The organism is Bacillus sp. PS237, from assembly GCF_037963345.1.
Lineage (GTDB): Bacteria > Bacillota > Bacilli > Bacillales > Bacillaceae > Bacillus > Bacillus subtilis.
Genome location: NZ_CP150156.1, coordinates 2217247 through 2233251, shown reverse-complemented (window position 1 = coordinate 2233251; position 16005 = coordinate 2217247). Strand labels below are relative to the sequence as shown.

The following is a 16005-nucleotide window of genomic DNA, read 5'->3' as shown; positions in this document are numbered from 1 at the left end:
GAAAAGGTGACAATCGTGTTAAATCTAAAACAAATTGAATTCTGTTTAGACAAGATAGGTGACATGTTTCCTCATGCGGAGTGTGAACTGGTTCATTCCAATCCTTTTGAATTAGTGGTGGCTGTTGCTTTATCTGCGCAATGTACAGATGCACTTGTAAACAGAGTGACCAAAACATTATTCCAAAAATATAAACGGCCGGAAGACTATTTGGCTGTTCCGCTGGAAGAGCTTCAGCAGGATATTAAATCAATCGGTTTATATCGTAATAAAGCGAAAAATATTCAAAAGCTGAGTAAAATGATTATTGAAGATTACGGCGGAGAAGTGCCGAGAGACCGCGATGAGCTTGTCAAACTGCCAGGGGTCGGGAGAAAGACCGCAAACGTAGTGGTATCCGTTGCGTTTGGCGTGCCGGCCATAGCCGTAGATACCCATGTGGAGAGAGTCAGCAAACGATTGGGCATTTGCCGGTGGAAGGACTCGGTTCTGGAAGTTGAAAAGACGCTGATGCGCAAGGTTCCCAAAGAAGATTGGTCCGTTACGCATCACCGGCTTATTTTCTTCGGCAGATATCACTGTAAAGCCCAATCTCCGCGCTGTGCGGAGTGTCCGCTGCTTTCTTTGTGCAGAGAAGGGCAGAAGAGGGATAAAAAAGGACTGGTGAAACGATGACGCAAGCAAAAGAAGTGTTGGCTTCCTATGAGCAATACTTGCGCAGTCTTGGCCAGAAGAGTTCCTCGGATATGAAGAAAACCTTGCAGACCAATCCCGTGTATTTTGATTTCTGCACGGAATTACAAGGCGATTTGCCATGGGAGGACAGCGGGAAATACGTTCCGCTTTTATTTGAAGTGTGGGATGACATCAAAGCATCACTTCTCCCAGTCTTTCAAACACGAAAATCGAGATGTGACCAAAACGAAATGTTAAAGGGCATTGTGTGTTTGCTGGCTTCGTTACATTGGACAGCAGGTGAGCCGGTGAAATCGCTCGATTGGCAAGAACTGAGGGAGAAATCATATCCCGCAAAGCCGATTAATTGGGCTGAACGAGTGGAATTTATTCTTCTTAAGCCGACCCAATACCATTGCTTTATTCAGCTTGATGAGCTGATTACCGAAATGAAAAAGCATTTTTATAAATATCATGCGATGAATCGATAAAACCTCCTGTTAAAACGGGAGGTTTTTTATTGTGTACCAAAAAAGCCATCACCCCAAAGGTGACGGCTTTTTTGTTTAATTTGTTTTTTCAATGGATGATGAGTTTGTTTGTGTTTTATTAGATGTGTCTGTTTTATTTTTATTCGTGTCAGAACCTGTTGAATCATTCTTACCAGAGTTCGAATCACCATCCGACGTATCCTGGTTGTTACTGTTGTCGTTATCATTATCGTTTGATTGGTCTTGGTTATTGTTGTCGGACGGATTGGTGTTCGTATTGTCTTGTTTTTTGTCTTGATCGTTTGTTGAATCATCTGTCTGATCTTGATCCGTCTGACCGTCATCTTTTTGAGAATCATCAGTTTGTGTATCATCCTGAGTCTTCTCATCATCTTGTTTTTCATCATCCGTTTGTTGCTGGTCTTTTTTATCTTCATCGTCTTCAGCTTTTGGCACCTCATAAGATGTGGAAGCTGTACTTTTGCCATCATCACTGACGGCTGTTACTTCGAATTTGTATACAGATCCTGGCTGCACACCCGAAATAACTGCCTCTTTTGCAGAGCTGTTTTGAATTTCCGAGTAGCTGCCGCCGTCAACAGATTGCTTAACAGCAAAGGTCGCATCTCCGTCGTAATTCCAGCTTAACGTTAAAGATTGATTGTCTTTATCGTATTTCACGTTTAAACCAGACAGTTTAGCTGTTTCCTCTTTTTCTTCTTTCTCATATGTTTTAGAAACAGTAGAAGGAGCTGTGCCTTTAACAAAGTACTCTGTGAGCTTCTTATCGCTTGGCGTATTTGGCCCTGCCAGTTTTGCCGGATTAGAACCTTTTTCTACGGTGGCTTCCACTACGCTGTCAGGCTTCTCAAATGATCCGCTTCCGTCATCGACATCGGCGATGAGCTGGGCGAAGATGCGCTTTGCAACTTTTTGCTCTTCAGCTGAAAGTGATTTCTTTCCAGCCTCGTTTTCTCCCATTCCCGTCCAGACGGCAGCTGTATATTGCGGTGTGTAGCCAACGAACCAAGAATCTCGGGCGCCACCGCTAGCGATATTGTACCTTTTGACTTCATTATCATCAAAGTTAGTCGTTCCTGTTTTTCCTGCAACTTCTACACCAGGTACTTGTGCAAGCTGTCCAGTACCTGTCTTCACAGCTGTTTTCAGCATATCTGTAATCATAAACGCAGTATAATCACTCATGGCTGATTTTGATTTTGGTGTTAAGTCAAGCTTCGTGCCATCGTTAAATTCGATAGATTTTACAAAATGCGGTTCATTATACGTTCCGTTATTTCCAAACGCGCTGTATGCACCTGCCATTGTCAGAGGAGAAACACCATCGTTCCCACCGAAACCGCCAATAGAATAGGCCTCTGTTACATTATCTTTTGTTAAACCAAGCCCGAGTCCATTTGCAAAGTCTACAGCAGTATCTTTACCGACTGCCTGGAATGCTTTTAAAGCAGGTATATTTCTTGATTGGGCCAGAGCGTAACGCATTGAGATAGGCCCTAGATATTTGCGGTCCCAATCACGAATCGGTTTTCCGTTAGAATACGTATAAGCTGAGTCATCAATTTGTTCGTATGTGGACCATTTCTTATTTTCAATAACTGGTCCGTAGTCCAAAATCGGTTTTATGGTCGAACCAGGCTGTGCCTTAGTTTGAGTAGCATAGTTAAAGCCTCCGACAGGCTGATTGCGTCCCGCACCAATCGCTCGGACTTCTCCGTTTTTGGTATCGAGAAGCGTCACACCGCCCTGCATGCCTTCAGTAAATCCGACGGTGTCTCCGTCCATTAATTCATCTAGTTTATCTTGTGCTTTTGTATCTAATGTCGTATAGATCTTTAATCCGTCAGCAGATGGATCGACATCAGATTTTTCATCAATTTCCTTCATAACCTCTTCAACAAATGCGCTGTATTTGTTTGTACTTGCTTTTTCATATTCCTTCTGTGACACGACGCCTTCGTCTTTCACTGCCACTTTTTTCGCTTTGTTATATTGAGAATCAGAAATAAATCCTTGCTTTTTCATCAGACTGAGTACGATGTTCCGTCGTTTTTCCGCTTTATCCGGGTTTTTGACCGGGTTGTACGCTGTTGGGCTCTGCGGCATTCCTGCAAGCGTCGCAGCCTGTTCGACAGTCAATTTGCTTAAATCAGTAACGCCGAAAAATTCTTCCGCCGCTTTTCCGATTCCGTATGCTCTAGGAGAAAAATAAATCCGGTTTAAATACATTTCTAAAATTTCATCTTTAGAGTAATTGCGCTCCAGCTGAATCGAAAGCCATACTTCCTGCACCTTCCGTTTCAACGTCTTCTGATGTGAAAGAAGGGAGTTTTTGACGACCTGCTGGGTGATCGTACTTCCGCCTTCAGCCCCGAAGCCGTCTTTAAAGTTGGCAACTAATGCACCGCCGATACGGACAGGGTCAATCCCGTGGTGCTCATAAAAACGAGCGTCTTCTGTCGCGATAAAGGCTTCTTTTACAACATCGGGAATTTCATCTATCGAGACGTAGGTCCGTTTTTCGGCGCCGACTTCGGCGATCTCTTTTCCATTTTTATCATAAATCGTTGATGAATAAGGCGTCTTCAATTTGCTTTCATCAAGGGACGGCGCATCAGAAACCATGACGGCAAATGTAACAGCACCGCCGACTACGCCTAAAACAAACAGAATGAGTAAAGTGAAAAGGGTCTTTTTAAACAATCCGCCCTTTTTTCGTTTCTTGCCTTTTTTCGGTGAAGGACTCGATTTGCTGTTCGCTTTTCGTCGAGCTTCACGGCTGTTAAATTGATCTGACATAACATCTCAACCTTTCGTTAATCAACCTTTCGCACCAGATGATGGCGAAAAATAAAGCTGTTCAATAATACTAATATAATCAATTCTGGGTGCGTATCCAAGAGAAATCGGATAAGCTGTTTCTTCCAACTCATCTTTTCGAATTGATTTTCTGCCGTTTTTTTCTTTTCTGTCCCAGAAATAAAACAGCTTATCGGCTTCCAAAAAATAAACCTGGTCGAAAGCGGATATAATAACAAAACAAATACCGTCTTGAGCCTTTACCTGCTTCATATGCTCGATTTGATGGTCATGAAAATTCTGCAGGGGGAAAGAGGTCTTGTTTTTCGTTTCTTTCGCCTCAAAATCAATATACCGCCCTTTGTAAATCCCATTGTAGTCTGTTGTCGATGATTGTTTAAAGTAAGCTTCTTTAATCACTGCGGCACTTCTTTTTGGATAATGGACATTTACAATTTGAACAGGTGTCGGCTTTTTGTGTATAACGGCAATTTGGTTTGTCAGATAATACTTATTCGTTTCGTTTAAGTCATCTTCGAGGGTCATTCCGCGATTACTGTAAGACGGGGCCCTTTTCTGACTGTTTTGGGATGAAACCGAATGTTTCGGCTGAAATGTTTTTCCATTAGGATACCGAATCACTTTCTCATCCTCCTTATTAAACTAATCATGACGGAAGTGAATGAACGTGCAAGAACAACAGGCCATCAGAAAGCTTCTGAGCCGGATTGAGCGGCAGACAAAAATGAAAAACGCGGATAACATTTCAAGAACAAATGCTTATAAAGCATTTTACGACCGTCATCCGGAAATCAAATGGTCGCTTTTGGCTTCTTTCGTTTCTCGTAATGCCGGCTGGTCAATGACTGACTTAAAAGGCAGTCTGTTTCAGCTTGGACTCCGTGAGAGACAGCAAAAATGGTTCTTTTTAGCCTATGAAAGAGCGAACTGGCTTATTTTTTCGGATGCCTATCCGCAGCTTCTTTTATACCACTGGTCAAAAAGAGTTGGGAAACCGCTGTTTCATCTGCTGCATGTGTTTGGCGTCTCACAATTTATGTCGGAAGAATGGACCCGTTTTTGGCATGAGCGAAATACGGAGCGGCTAATGTATGCCCTCATTATAAATGAACAAAACACTATCCAAACACCTATTATACAAAATCCTTCGTTTAAAAAGAATGTTTTTGACACGATTCCTTTTTATTTAAGTGACTGGTTTCATTTTAACACCGTTATTTTTCCTTCCTCAAATGGGTTTTTTTACGGCATTTCAGTGAAACGCTTTTCAAAGGCGGAGGAAAGGATAAGGCTGGGAAAGCAGCTGTCTCAATTGCTGTTCAAGCCAGAATTGTTCTCCTCTTTTTATCACTTTTTGCACACAGTGCCGCACACAGGTTCCCGTTTTGATATGGAAAAGATGATCGGGATTACAAAAAGAACATCTCCTATGCTAAGGACATGCTACCCTGAGTTAATCCACTCATTAGACGGAACGAAAACAGATTGGTTTCATGGAAAGATAAAGAAAACGTTCTTTAGGCGCGAGGAATTGCCGAAGCAGATTGAATTGACAGACTGGTATTTACATAAAAAGCGCCAGCTTCATGCGCTTTTTGCGGTGGAGCAGTGGCTGAAAAAATAAAGAAGCAAGGAAATTCCTTGCTTCTTACGTAGAAGGGCGGTTCGGGCCGCCTAATTTTTTATCTAAAGAATCGATTGCCTTTGATTCAGTCTTTTTTTGCTGGCCGGCTTTTTTCGGTCTTGTTTTCATACGGCACCTCCTCACAAGTATCGTTTGCATTAATGAGGAGGATCATACAATTTTTGCGGGTGTTTTTGTCGAAAACTTCAGCTTTTCGTGGAATACCTGTTTGTTTGGCGATTTGCTTCTAGTTTTGTCATGAGGAAGGAAAGAGCCTTGAGAGCAAAGAATGTTAACCGGGAGAGACAAGGAAAGGGAGGTACACGAATGTCCGGTTATGTATGCAAGACAGATATTCTCCGTATGCTTTCTGATATAGAAGATGAATTAACGCGAGCTGAGCAAAGCCTGAATCATTCTGTAAATGCATTAGAGGCTGAGATGCGGGAAACGGAGAACGATCGCCTAAGTGTGCTCGAAGAAGAAATCATAGATCTTCATATTTGTATAAATGAGCTGTATCAATCGCCTGAACACAGGTATGCGTTTGAGAAGGTATACCGCATCGGCTGAATTTGTGAGTGAAATTTGGTACGATAGGCATTGAGGTGAAAGATATTGCTATCACAAACTTTGCTGGAAATGACCGAGCAAATGATTGAAGTTGCTGAAAAAGGCGCTGATCGGTATCAGGAAGGAAAAAACAGTAATCATTCTTATGATTTTTTTGAGACGATAAAGCCTGCAGTTGAAGAGAATGATGAACTGGCTGCTCGCTGGGCAGAGGGTGCTCTTGAATTGATAAAAGTCCGCCGGCCAAAATATGTGCATAAAGAGCAAATTGAGGCCGTAAAGGATAATTTCCTGGAATTGGTCCTTCAATCTTATGTTCATCATATTCATAAAAAACGATTCAAGGACATCACTGAGTCAGTCCTTTATACATTGCACGCAGTAAAGGATGAAATTGCAAGAGAAGACAGCCGGTAAAAGGCTGTCTTCTTTTCGTTTTTATAGGGGGCCGGACGTTAATTCATCTCATATGCCGGGCTTTCTGCTCCATTTGCTTCGAGAACCTTCATACTGTTACGAAACTCAGTTATGCTGAGATGTCCTTGAATATAGAGGAACTTGGCAAAGTCCATCAGTTTATTCATACAGTCTGTTTCATATTTCTTCATTTCTGCAAAACGTTTGCTTAAGTATGATACGTTCATTATGGTGCATCCCCTCTCATCTGTATTGAAAATATGGTACCATAATGATTCGACTTTTTTCTGTTTTTAAAAAATTTAAACTTTCGACACAATTTGACAAATGCTAATCATCACTTGTGACACAAACAATAGAAGTCATTCATACATATATAGAAGAGAAATATGTTGTGTTTAGGGGGGAATCGCAATGAACGGGAGCTCTCGAAGCTATCCTCGGCAAATGGGCTATTATTATCCTCAGCATATGCAAGGATATTATCAGCAGGCTGCACCCGGTTATTTAGAGCAACAACTGCCTCAGCAGCATTATGGACAGCAGGATTATTATCAGCCTTATGCTCCGATCCAGCCTATGCCTATGCAGCCGCCTGTATTTTCTAACCCTTATCCTATCCCAAGGCCTAATCAACAGCAGCCTTCACAATTTCAAAGCATTATGTCGCAGTTCAAAAAAGCCAATGGGCAATTTGATTTTAATAAAATGATGGATACGACAGGTCAAGTAATGAGTGCAATGAATCAGGTCGGATCTTTAATAAAGGGATTTACCAGCTTTTTTAAATGATAGAAGCATGAATGAATCGTTCATTCATGCTTATTTTTTGGAAAGAAAAGTGTCATTGTCTGCTCGTTCCAAGACGTTTCCATATCTTCTTGGCGAACTTCATAAGGCAGCTGAACCGTTCTTGTCATGCTTGTAAAGGTAGCCTCATTTTGGTGTTTCTGTTTTTCTTGGAGTGTTACATGGAGATACCTCGATTTAACATCAACGACGATCTCGCCATCTCGAAACGTCGCCGGAATGGTAATATCGATATACAGCCCAGTATCTCTTTCTCTGACATGTATGGTCGTCTGCACATCCTTTAAACTCGAGTTGATTAGGTTCTGAAATCCGTTTATAAGGTTGCCGAACGCTGAGGATTGAAAAAGAGTGTCGATTGCCTCCGTTATGATTTCTTCTTTCTTTTGCAGTTCGTTCTTTTTGTCATCATGGAATTCCAATATCGCCACCGCCTTTTTTAACCAGATTATGCGTCTATGCCAGATGTTGTTATAAATTGAAGCAAAATTGAAAGTGTGGTTAAATAGTGGTGAATGAAGGGATAACGGTTGAAGTGAATGAGAAGGGAGAAAATACATTGCTGAAAAAATTATTCGGAATGGGCAAAATTCAGGAAAAGGTGACAGAAGAGGTTATTTATTCTCCGGCAGACGGTACAGTAATGGACCTGTCAGATGTACCGGACCCTGTTTTTTCACAGAAAATGATGGGAGAAGGAATAGCGGTGGAACCTTCTAGCGGTGAAATCGTTTCTCCCGCTGAAGGTGAAGTCATTCAGATTTTCCACACCAAACACGCCGTTGGCATTCGGACTCGCTCGGGAATTGAGCTGTTAATTCATGTCGGGCTGGAGACAGTCAATATGAACGGAGAAGGATTTACTGCCCACATTAAAGAAGGGGATAAAGTGAAGGTCGGTGACCCGCTGATTACATGTGATTTGGAATTAATAAAAGAAAAAGCGAGCAGCACAGTCATCCCAATCGTTATAATGAATGGTGAGGCTGTAGGATCAATGGTATCGGCAGGCGAAAAGGCTGCTCGTAAAGGCGAATCAAAGCTCTTTACAATAAAAGCGAAATAAGCAGGGCGTATGCCTTGCTTTTTTTATTCAACTGTATAAAATTTGCACCTAGCCATGCAAACAAATATTCGGTAAACTGTACTTGACAAAGAGGTGTAAAGAATGAAAAAGAAATCACTGACTGAACTCATTTCTGATTTAAAAGGAAATGAAAACGTTGTGAATTGGCATGAAATTGAGCCTCGGGAAGCAAAAACAAGGCCTATGCCCGAAAGTATAGACGAGAGAATCAAAGCGGCCCTTTCGAAAAGGGGCATTGATGAACTATATACTCACCAATATTCCGCTTTTCAATATGTGCAAAAAGGAGAGAGCATCGTTACCGTAACGCCAACAGCATCAGGAAAAACGTTATGCTACAACCTCCCAGTCCTGCAGTCCATCGCCCAAGATGAAACAAACCGGGCGTTATATTTATTTCCGACTAAAGCGCTGGCACAAGACCAAAAGAGCGAGCTAAATGAAATTATTGATGAAATGGGCATTGATATTAAAAGCTTTACATATGACGGGGATACGTCTCCGGCAATCAGACAAAAGGTGAGAAAAGCAGGTCATATTGTCATTACAAACCCCGATATGCTGCATTCTGCCATTCTACCGCATCATACGAAATGGGTCAGTTTGTTTGAAAACCTTAAGTATATCGTCATCGATGAGCTTCATACGTATCGAGGTGTGTTCGGCAGCCATGTGGCAAATGTGATCCGGCGGCTGAAGCGGATCTGCCGGTTTTATGGAAGTGATCCAGTTTTTATTTGTACTTCCGCAACGATTGCCAACCCAAAGGAATTGGGAGAGCAGCTGACAGGCAAACCGATGCGGCTGGTCGATGACAACGGCGCACCGAGCGGACGCAAGCATTTTGTGTTTTACAATCCGCCAATTGTGAACAAACCGCTGAATATTAGAAGGAGCGCAACCGCAGAAGTGAATGAACTGGCGAAAGAGTTCCTTAAAAACAAAGTGCAGACCATTGTTTTTGCCAGAAGCAGAGTTCGGGTGGAAATTATTTTAAGCCATATTCAGGAGCTTGTGAAAAAAGAGATTGGAACAAAATCAATCAGAGGCTATCGGGGAGGCTATCTGCCGAAAGAGCGAAGAGAAATCGAAAGAGGACTGAGAGAAGGCGACATTTTAGGAGTGGTCAGTACGAATGCCTTAGAGCTTGGTGTTGATATCGGCCAGCTGCAAGTGTGTGTAATGACGGGGTATCCCGGAAGTGTTGCAAGTGCTTGGCAGCAGGCGGGACGAGCCGGCAGAAGACACGGTGAATCTTTGATTATCATGGTAGCCAATTCAACACCGATTGACCAATATATTGTGCGGCATCCTGAATATTTCTTTAATCGTTCGCCGGAATCTGCAAGAATCAATCCGGAGAATTTGATTATTTTAGTAGACCACTTAAAGTGTGCGGCTTATGAGCTTCCTTTTAGAGCTGATGAAGAATTTGGAGCCATGGAAGTCAGTGATATTCTTGAGTATCTTCAGGAAGAGGCTGTTCTTCACCGCAACGGCGAACGGTACCATTGGGCAAGTGAGTCGTTCCCTGCGTCAAACATCAGTTTGCGTTCCGCCTCCCAGGAAAATGTCGTTATAGTTGATCAGTCGGATATTGCAAATGTAAGGATTATCGGTGAAATGGACCGTTTTAGTGCGATGACGCTTTTGCATGATGAAGCGATTTATTTGCATGAAGGCGTTCAGTATCAAGTTGAGAAGCTCGATTGGGACCATAAAAAGGCGTATGTCAGAAAAGTCGATGTCGAATATTATACGGATGCAAACCTGGCAGTTCAGCTGAAGGTATTAGAAATCGATAAAACGAAAGAAAAAAGCCGTACGTCATTGCACTACGGAGACGTCACTGTCAATGCCCTGCCGACCATTTTTAAAAAAATAAAAATGACCACTTTTGAAAATATTGGGTCTGGACCTATTCATTTGCCGGAAGAAGAACTGCATACAAGTGCAGCTTGGCTCGAAATCAAAACAGCGGATGAAGACATCGGGGAAAAGACACTGGAACAGCTGCTTCTTGGCATCTCGAATGTGCTGCAGCATATTGTCCCTGTGTATATCATGTGTGATCGAAATGATGTTCATGTTGTTTCTCAAATTAAAGCAGCCCATACCGGATTGCCAACCATATTTTTATATGATCATTATCCGGGCGGTATCGGTTTGGCGGAGGAAGTCTTTAAACGTTTTTCAGACATTAATGAAGCGGCGAAACAACTGATTACACATTGTCCTTGTCATGACGGCTGTCCGTCTTGTATAGGTACGGAAATAGAAGGGATAAAAGCAAAGGAAAGAATTTTGCAGCTGTTGGATCAAATGTCGTAAGGAGGGAGGCCGGATATGTCATTAAAAGGGAAACTCCAACGGATGAAAAAGCACATGGCGCTCGACGAAGGAGAACAAAAAATAGAAGCAGGCAAACAAGAAAACCACTTTGATGACATCCCGTTTTTAGAAGAGTGGGAGGCTTTTGGCATGAAGCCTTTCATCTTCGAAGATGAATATTGCCTCATCAGAGAAGTAGAATATCCGCTTTCTCACCGCCATGGGTTATACAGCTTTTCTGAGCTTGAGGAAGTGATCACACTGTGGAATCAAAGCGGCCTGTCGCATACATTGTCAGCAAAAGGGTATAACAAAAACAACCTCTTTTTCTTTGATACAGAAACAACCGGTCTTGGGGGTGGAGCTGGGAATACCATTTTTTTGCTTGGGCATGCGAGAGTATATGAAGACCGAGTGACAGTCAAACAGCATCTTTTGCCCAAACCGGGGAACGAAGTCGCCTTGTACCAAAGCTTTTTAAGCGAGGTTGACATTACATCACTTGTGACCTACAACGGCAAAGCCTTTGATTGGCCGCAGGTGAAAACAAGGCACACCTTGATCCGTGACAGACTTCCGAAGCTTCCGGAGTTTGGCCACTTTGATCTTTTGCATGGAGCTAGACGCCTGTGGAAACACAAAATGGACCGTGTATCTCTTGGCACGGTTGAAAAAGAGGAGCTCGGCATCCGCAGGCTAGAAGACACACCGGGCTACTTGGCGCCAATGCTTTACTTTCATTTTATCAAGGCGCAAGAGCCGGATCTTTTAAAAGGTGTCCTGCATCATAATGAAATGGATGTGTTATCACTCATTTCATTGTACATCCATATGTCTAAAAAAATCCTTTCAGAATCACATGCGCCAAAAGAACACAGTGAAGCCTATGCTATGGCGAAATGGTTTATGGCTCATAAAGAAACGGACCAAGCGATCAAGCAGTTGGAAAGGCTTATAGAAAAATCGTTTGAGGACCAGGACAGTGCACGGCTGGATTTATCGCTCCTGTACAAAAAACAAAACCGCTTGGAAGAAGCAGTGCCGCTTTGGGAAAAGCTGTCCCGCTCGCAAAACCAGAAGTGCAGATACGCTGCTGTAATAGAGCTCGCGAAATATTTTGAGCATAAGAAAAAAGAATTCGGAAAAGCATTGCAAGTAGCAGAGCAATCGCTTAGCGATGCGGCATGCTTATCAGAGAAAGAAACTGAAAAACTGCATGTGAGAATTGCCCGGCTAAAGAGGAAATATTCCTCTTAAATATTCCCCGGGAAAGCGCAAAAGACGACTTGTTTCGCCATGAATTTTTTTTGCTGAATTCACATTGATTTTGTTGTAGAATAGCGGCGAATCCTGTAAAATGACGTTAGTTATTTTTAAAGGGAGAGTTGGTATGTATAAGGGTGTTTTTTACTTGTTCTTTGTTGTGGTATTTTTGATTGCTTTTGTGTTTTCAAACTTTAAAGACAGCTTAATTGCACACTTTTAAAATAGGTCTTTGCATCAGAACATGTACCCCTTATTTTTCATAACTTAGTATTGTAATAAAGTTTATGGAAAGGGGATTTTATCATGCATCACTGCAGACCGCATATGATGGCGCCAATTGTCCATCCTACTCATTGCTGTGAACACCATACGTTTTCGAAGACTATCGTGCCGCACATTCACCCACAGCATACAACAAACGTAAACCACCAGCATTTTCAGCACGTTCACTACTTTCCACACACTTTCTCAAATGTTGACCCGGCTACGCATCAGCATTTTCAAGCAGGAAAACCTTGCTGCGACTACTAGTATGGAAAACGTGCAGCTTGATGGTGTAAACAATGCAGCACAACAAATGGGGCCCACGGGAGCCCCATTTTTTAAAGCAGGTGAAATGATGAAAGTATTGGCAATAACGGGCTATAAACCGTTTGAACTGGGGATATTTAAGCAGGATGACAAGGCGCTGTATTACATAAAAAAAGCCATTAAAAACCGGCTGATTGCTTTTTTGGATGAAGGATTAGAATGGATTTTAATTTCGGGCCAGCTTGGAGTTGAGCTGTGGGCGGCAGAAGCTGCATATGATTTGCAGGAGGAATACCCTGACTTAAAGGTAGCTGTCATCACACCATTTTACGAGCAGGAAAAGAACTGGAAAGAACCGAATAAAGAACAGTATGAAGCAGTTCTGGCTCAGGCAGACTATGAAGCAAGCCTGACTCACCGTCCTTATGAAAGCCCGCTTCAATTCAAACAAAAAAATCAGTTCTTCATTGATAAGTCCGACGGGCTTCTGCTTTTATATGACCCGGAAAAGGAAGGCTCCCCTAAGTATATGCTTGGGACAGCGGAAAAAAGGCGCGAACAGGATGGCTATCCCATCTACTTTATTACAATGGATGACTTGAGAGTGACAGTGGAGGAAGACAGCTACTAACAATGAGAGAGAAATTTGACAACCGTACAGATTTCTGAAAAAATATATGTGATGATTCACGATACGAGGTGAAAAAGATGCTTGCTGATAAAGTAAAGCTTTCTGCGAAAGAAATTTTGGAAAAAGAATTTAAAACAGGCGTTAGAGGCTACAAGCAAGAAGACGTTGACAAATTTTTAGATATGATTATTAAGGATTATGAAACCTTCCATCAAGAAATTGAAGAACTGCAGCAGGAAAATCTGCAGCTGAAAAAACAGCTTGAAGAAGCCAGCAAAAAACAGCCTGTGCAATCTAACACAACAAACTTTGATATTTTAAAACGGCTGTCTAACTTAGAAAAACACGTTTTTGGCAGCAAGCTTTATGATTGATCACGCTTGAAAAAAATGGCGCTTGTAAATTGTAATCAGTTGTTATATAATAATTCATGTTCTTAACGTTCGGGTAATCGCTGCAGATCTTGAATCTGTAGAGGAAAGTCCATGCTCGCACGGTGCTGAGATGCCCGTAGTGTTCGTGCCTAGCGAAGTCATAAGCTAGGGCAGTCTTTAGAGGCTGACGGCAGGAAAAAAGCCTACGTCTTCGGATATGGCTGAGTATCCTTGAAAGTGCCACAGTGACGAAGTCTCACTAGAAATGGTGAGAGTGGAACGCGGTAAACCCCTCGAGCGAGAAACCCAAATTTTGGTAGGGGAACCTTCTTAACGGAATTCAACGGAGAGAAGGACAGAATGCTTTCTGTAGATAGATGATTGCCGCCTGAGTACGAGGTGATGAGCCGTTTGCAGTACGATGGAACAAAACATGGCTTACAGAACGTTAGACCACTTACATTTAAAATGATGAAAACAAGCTCTCCCGTATAAGGAGAGCTTTTATCTTGAAAAAGAGAAAAGTTTTAAAAGACAGGGTGATACGATGAAGAAGTATACACTAATTGCAACGGCGCCGATGGGCATTGAAGCTGTTGTCGCAAAGGAAGTACGAGATTTAGGATACGAATGCAAGGTTGATAACGGGAAAGTTATTTTTGAAGGTGATGCACTTGCCATCTGCCGTGCGAACCTTTGGCTTAGAACAGCCGACCGCATAAAGGTTCAGGTTGCTTCTTTTAAAGCGAAAACATTTGATGAACTGTTTGAAAAAACGAAAGCGATTAACTGGCGCTCATTTATACCTGAAAACGGGAAATTCCCTGTCATCGGAAAATCGGTAAAATCAACACTTGCAAGCGTTCCTGACTGTCAGCGGATCGTCAAAAAAGCAATTGTCGAAAAGCTCAAGCTGCAGTCCGGCAAAGCCAATGATTGGATTGAAGAAACAGGTGCTGAGTATAAAGTGGAAATATCTTTATTGAAAGATCAGGCTTTGATTACACTGGACTCATCAGGGACGGGCCTTCACAAACGAGGATACCGTGTCGATCAGGGCGGTGCGCCGATTAAAGAAACACTTGCTGCCGCTTTGGTGCAATTAACCAATTGGACGCCTGACCGCCCGTTTGTTGATCCTTTCTGCGGCTCCGGAACAATCGCGATAGAAGCGGCGCTAATCGGCCAAAACATCGCCCCGGGATTCAACCGCGATTTTGTATCAGAGGATTGGGAATGGATCGGTAAAGATCTGTGGAACAAAGCGCGGCTTGAAGTCGAAGAAAAGGCAAATTATGATCAGCCGCTTACAATTTTCGCTAGCGACATAGACCACCGCATGGTTCAAATCGCAAAAGAAAATGCAGAGGAAGCAGGATTGGGAGATCTAATCCAGTTCAAACAGATGCAGGTCAAAGACTTTACCACAAATCTGGAATTTGGCGTAATTGTCGGCAACCCGCCATATGGAGAGCGTCTCGGCGAGAAAAAAGCCGTTGAGCAGATGTACAAAGAAATGGGGCAGGCGTTCGAGCCGCTTGATACTTGGTCTGTGTATATGCTGACATCAAATGAAAACTTTGAGGAAGCATATGGCAGAAAAGCAACGAAGAAACGAAAACTCTTTAACGGGTTTATTAAAACGGATTATTATCAATACTGGTCAAAAGTAAGACCGCAGCGCAAGAAAACAGAAAACGCATAAAAAGAAGACGCTCTGCATGCGTCTTCTTTCATCTTTCAGCCCTATTCTATCGTTACCAACGGTGAGCTTTCGCGTTGCTTCTCAATATAATGTTGGTTTGGGACATTTCAGTGTGACCGTTTACTTGAGACTTTGAACGTTTAGGCCGCGTCCAATTGTGATGAAACAGTTCAGAATGCTGATCTAATCGGTTTCTATAACTCATGTCAACATCACTCCCTGATAGAATATTGTTGATAAGACGGATAATCCGGAGACGGAATATCAAGTGTAGTTTGTGCATGTTTCGGTGATAACATGCGGTAAAGCATGTATATAAAATGAAAAGTTCGCATACAATGATGATTATTTCCATCAGAGGTGATCTCATGCTGAACAGCGAACATTTTAATCTTATTCAAAGGGCGCTTGACGCAACAGCAAACGAGCTGAAGGAGCTCGGGACTGATTCGTCTCCGTCTGTGATTTCGCATGCGCAAACTGATTTAGAAAAAGCGGTAGAACATATTTATTCAACAGACCATCCTTTTTTATCGTCGCATGTGATCAATCGTAAGTAAACTGCAAAAAACTTGGCATTGCCAAGTTTTTTATTGTATTCATCAGCGGAAAATGATATTATTGGTGGTCTGAATGTCGAATAGTTGGG

At 42.4% G+C, this 16005-nt stretch carries 21 protein-coding genes and 1 other RNA gene; 16 read left to right on the top strand and 6 right to left on the bottom strand.

The features are described 5' to 3' along the window. Positions 1–15 precede the first annotated feature (15 nt). Complete coding sequence (gene nth / locus NST22_RS11320) at positions 16–675, top strand: endonuclease III (protein ID WP_009967580.1); 660 nt, start codon at positions 16–18, stop codon at positions 673–675. Continuing rightward, positions 672–1166 (top strand): YpoC family protein, encoded by a 495-nt coding sequence (locus NST22_RS11315; protein ID WP_009967579.1) that lies wholly within the window; start codon positions 672–674, stop codon positions 1164–1166. The genes nth and NST22_RS11315 overlap by 4 nt, the downstream gene beginning before the upstream one ends. A gap of 75 nt (positions 1167–1241) precedes the next feature. Here the strand turns inward: NST22_RS11315 and NST22_RS11310 are convergent, their stop codons facing one another. Together NST22_RS11310 and recU are read right to left on the bottom strand one after the other, a co-directional pair. Further along, the gene (locus NST22_RS11310) at positions 1242–3986 is read right to left on the bottom strand and encodes a PBP1A family penicillin-binding protein (protein WP_004398589.1); all 2745 of its coding nucleotides are present in this window, start codon (positions 3984–3986) and stop codon (positions 1242–1244) included. A gap of 21 nt (positions 3987–4007) precedes the next feature. Next, on the bottom strand, positions 4008–4628 hold the full coding sequence (gene recU, locus NST22_RS11305) for a Holliday junction resolvase RecU (protein ID WP_004399067.1): 621 nt from the start codon (positions 4626–4628) through the stop codon (positions 4008–4010). Positions 4629–4668: 40 nt separating this feature from the next. Between recU and NST22_RS11300 the strand changes: the two genes are divergently transcribed. Continuing rightward, positions 4669–5631 (top strand): DUF2515 domain-containing protein, encoded by a 963-nt coding sequence (locus NST22_RS11300; protein ID WP_004398707.1) that lies wholly within the window; start codon positions 4669–4671, stop codon positions 5629–5631. A 24-nt stretch (positions 5632–5655) separates the two neighbouring features. Here the strand turns inward: NST22_RS11300 and sspM are convergent, their stop codons facing one another. Then, positions 5656–5760, bottom strand: a complete 105-nt coding sequence (gene sspM, locus NST22_RS11295) for an acid-soluble spore protein SspM (RefSeq protein WP_003225606.1) — start codon at positions 5758–5760, stop codon at positions 5656–5658. A 198-nt stretch (positions 5761–5958) separates the two neighbouring features. Between sspM and NST22_RS11290 the strand changes: the two genes are divergently transcribed. Both NST22_RS11290 and NST22_RS11285 read left to right on the top strand, forming a co-directional pair. Further along, positions 5959–6204 (top strand): YppD family protein, encoded by a 246-nt coding sequence (locus tag NST22_RS11290; protein ID WP_004398488.1) that lies wholly within the window; start codon positions 5959–5961, stop codon positions 6202–6204. Between the two features lie 45 nt (positions 6205–6249). Beyond that, a complete protein-coding gene (locus tag NST22_RS11285; RefSeq protein WP_003246080.1) occupies positions 6250–6621 on the top strand; it encodes a YppE family protein in 372 nt (123 codons plus the stop codon). A gap of 38 nt (positions 6622–6659) precedes the next feature. On the opposite strand, the gene NST22_RS11280 is transcribed toward NST22_RS11285, so the two are convergent. Continuing rightward, positions 6660–6848: a YppF family protein gene (locus NST22_RS11280; protein WP_003230690.1), complete on the bottom strand. Its 189-nt coding sequence runs from the start codon at positions 6846–6848 to the stop codon at positions 6660–6662. Between the two features lie 187 nt (positions 6849–7035). Here NST22_RS11280 and NST22_RS11275 point away from each other — a divergent pair, with 187 nt between their 5' ends. Continuing rightward, on the top strand, positions 7036–7413 hold the full coding sequence (locus NST22_RS11275; protein WP_004398696.1) for a YppG family protein: 378 nt from the start codon (positions 7036–7038) through the stop codon (positions 7411–7413). Positions 7414–7433: 20 nt separating this feature from the next. Here NST22_RS11275 and NST22_RS11270 read toward each other — a convergent pair whose 3' ends face one another. Then, entirely contained in the window at positions 7434–7853 is a 420-nt protein-coding gene (locus NST22_RS11270; protein WP_004398640.1) for an Hsp20/alpha crystallin family protein, read from the bottom strand. Between the two features lie 137 nt (positions 7854–7990). Between NST22_RS11270 and NST22_RS11265 the strand changes: the two genes are divergently transcribed. The 9 genes from NST22_RS11265 (at position 7991) to NST22_RS11225 (ending at position 15356) form a co-directional block, all read left to right on the top strand. Beyond that, a complete protein-coding gene (locus NST22_RS11265) occupies positions 7991–8497 on the top strand; it encodes a glucose PTS transporter subunit IIA (protein ID WP_009967573.1) in 507 nt (168 codons plus the stop codon). Positions 8498–8599: 102 nt separating this feature from the next. Further along, positions 8600–10849, top strand: a complete 2250-nt coding sequence (mrfA, locus tag NST22_RS11260; RefSeq protein ID WP_003246149.1) for an ATP-dependent helicase MrfA — start codon at positions 8600–8602, stop codon at positions 10847–10849. Between the two features lie 15 nt (positions 10850–10864). Continuing rightward, a complete protein-coding gene (gene mrfB, locus NST22_RS11255) occupies positions 10865–12106 on the top strand; it encodes a metal-dependent exonucleaseMrfB (protein ID WP_004398813.1) in 1242 nt (413 codons plus the stop codon). A 100-nt stretch (positions 12107–12206) separates the two neighbouring features. Then, on the top strand, positions 12207–12335 hold the full coding sequence (locus NST22_RS11250; RefSeq protein ID WP_003230707.1) for a hypothetical protein: 129 nt from the start codon (positions 12207–12209) through the stop codon (positions 12333–12335). A gap of 83 nt (positions 12336–12418) precedes the next feature. After that, positions 12419–12646 (top strand): spore coat protein CotD, encoded by a 228-nt coding sequence (gene cotD / locus NST22_RS11245; protein ID WP_010886551.1) that lies wholly within the window; start codon positions 12419–12421, stop codon positions 12644–12646. A gap of 88 nt (positions 12647–12734) precedes the next feature. After that, positions 12735–13277 carry a DUF1273 domain-containing protein gene (locus NST22_RS11240; protein WP_004398656.1) on the top strand — a complete coding sequence of 181 codons (543 nt, stop codon included), beginning with the start codon at positions 12735–12737 and terminating at the stop codon, positions 13275–13277. A gap of 77 nt (positions 13278–13354) precedes the next feature. Beyond that, positions 13355–13651, top strand: a complete 297-nt coding sequence (gpsB, locus tag NST22_RS11235; RefSeq protein ID WP_003225629.1) for a cell division regulator GpsB — start codon at positions 13355–13357, stop codon at positions 13649–13651. Between the two features lie 65 nt (positions 13652–13716). Continuing rightward, positions 13717–14097, top strand: an RNA gene (gene rnpB, locus NST22_RS11230) — RNase P RNA component class B. A 101-nt stretch (positions 14098–14198) separates the two neighbouring features. Further along, the gene (locus NST22_RS11225; protein ID WP_009967571.1) at positions 14199–15356 is read left to right on the top strand and encodes a class I SAM-dependent RNA methyltransferase; all 1158 of its coding nucleotides are present in this window, start codon (positions 14199–14201) and stop codon (positions 15354–15356) included. 52 nt (positions 15357–15408) lie between these two features. Here the strand turns inward: NST22_RS11225 and NST22_RS11220 are convergent, their stop codons facing one another. After that, complete coding sequence (locus tag NST22_RS11220) at positions 15409–15561, bottom strand: YpzG family protein (RefSeq protein WP_010327933.1); 153 nt, start codon at positions 15559–15561, stop codon at positions 15409–15411. Between the two features lie 163 nt (positions 15562–15724). Between NST22_RS11220 and NST22_RS11215 the strand changes: the two genes are divergently transcribed. Beyond that, positions 15725–15916 (top strand): hypothetical protein, encoded by a 192-nt coding sequence (locus NST22_RS11215; protein ID WP_003246090.1) that lies wholly within the window; start codon positions 15725–15727, stop codon positions 15914–15916. The last annotated feature ends 89 nt before the right edge of the window (positions 15917–16005 follow it).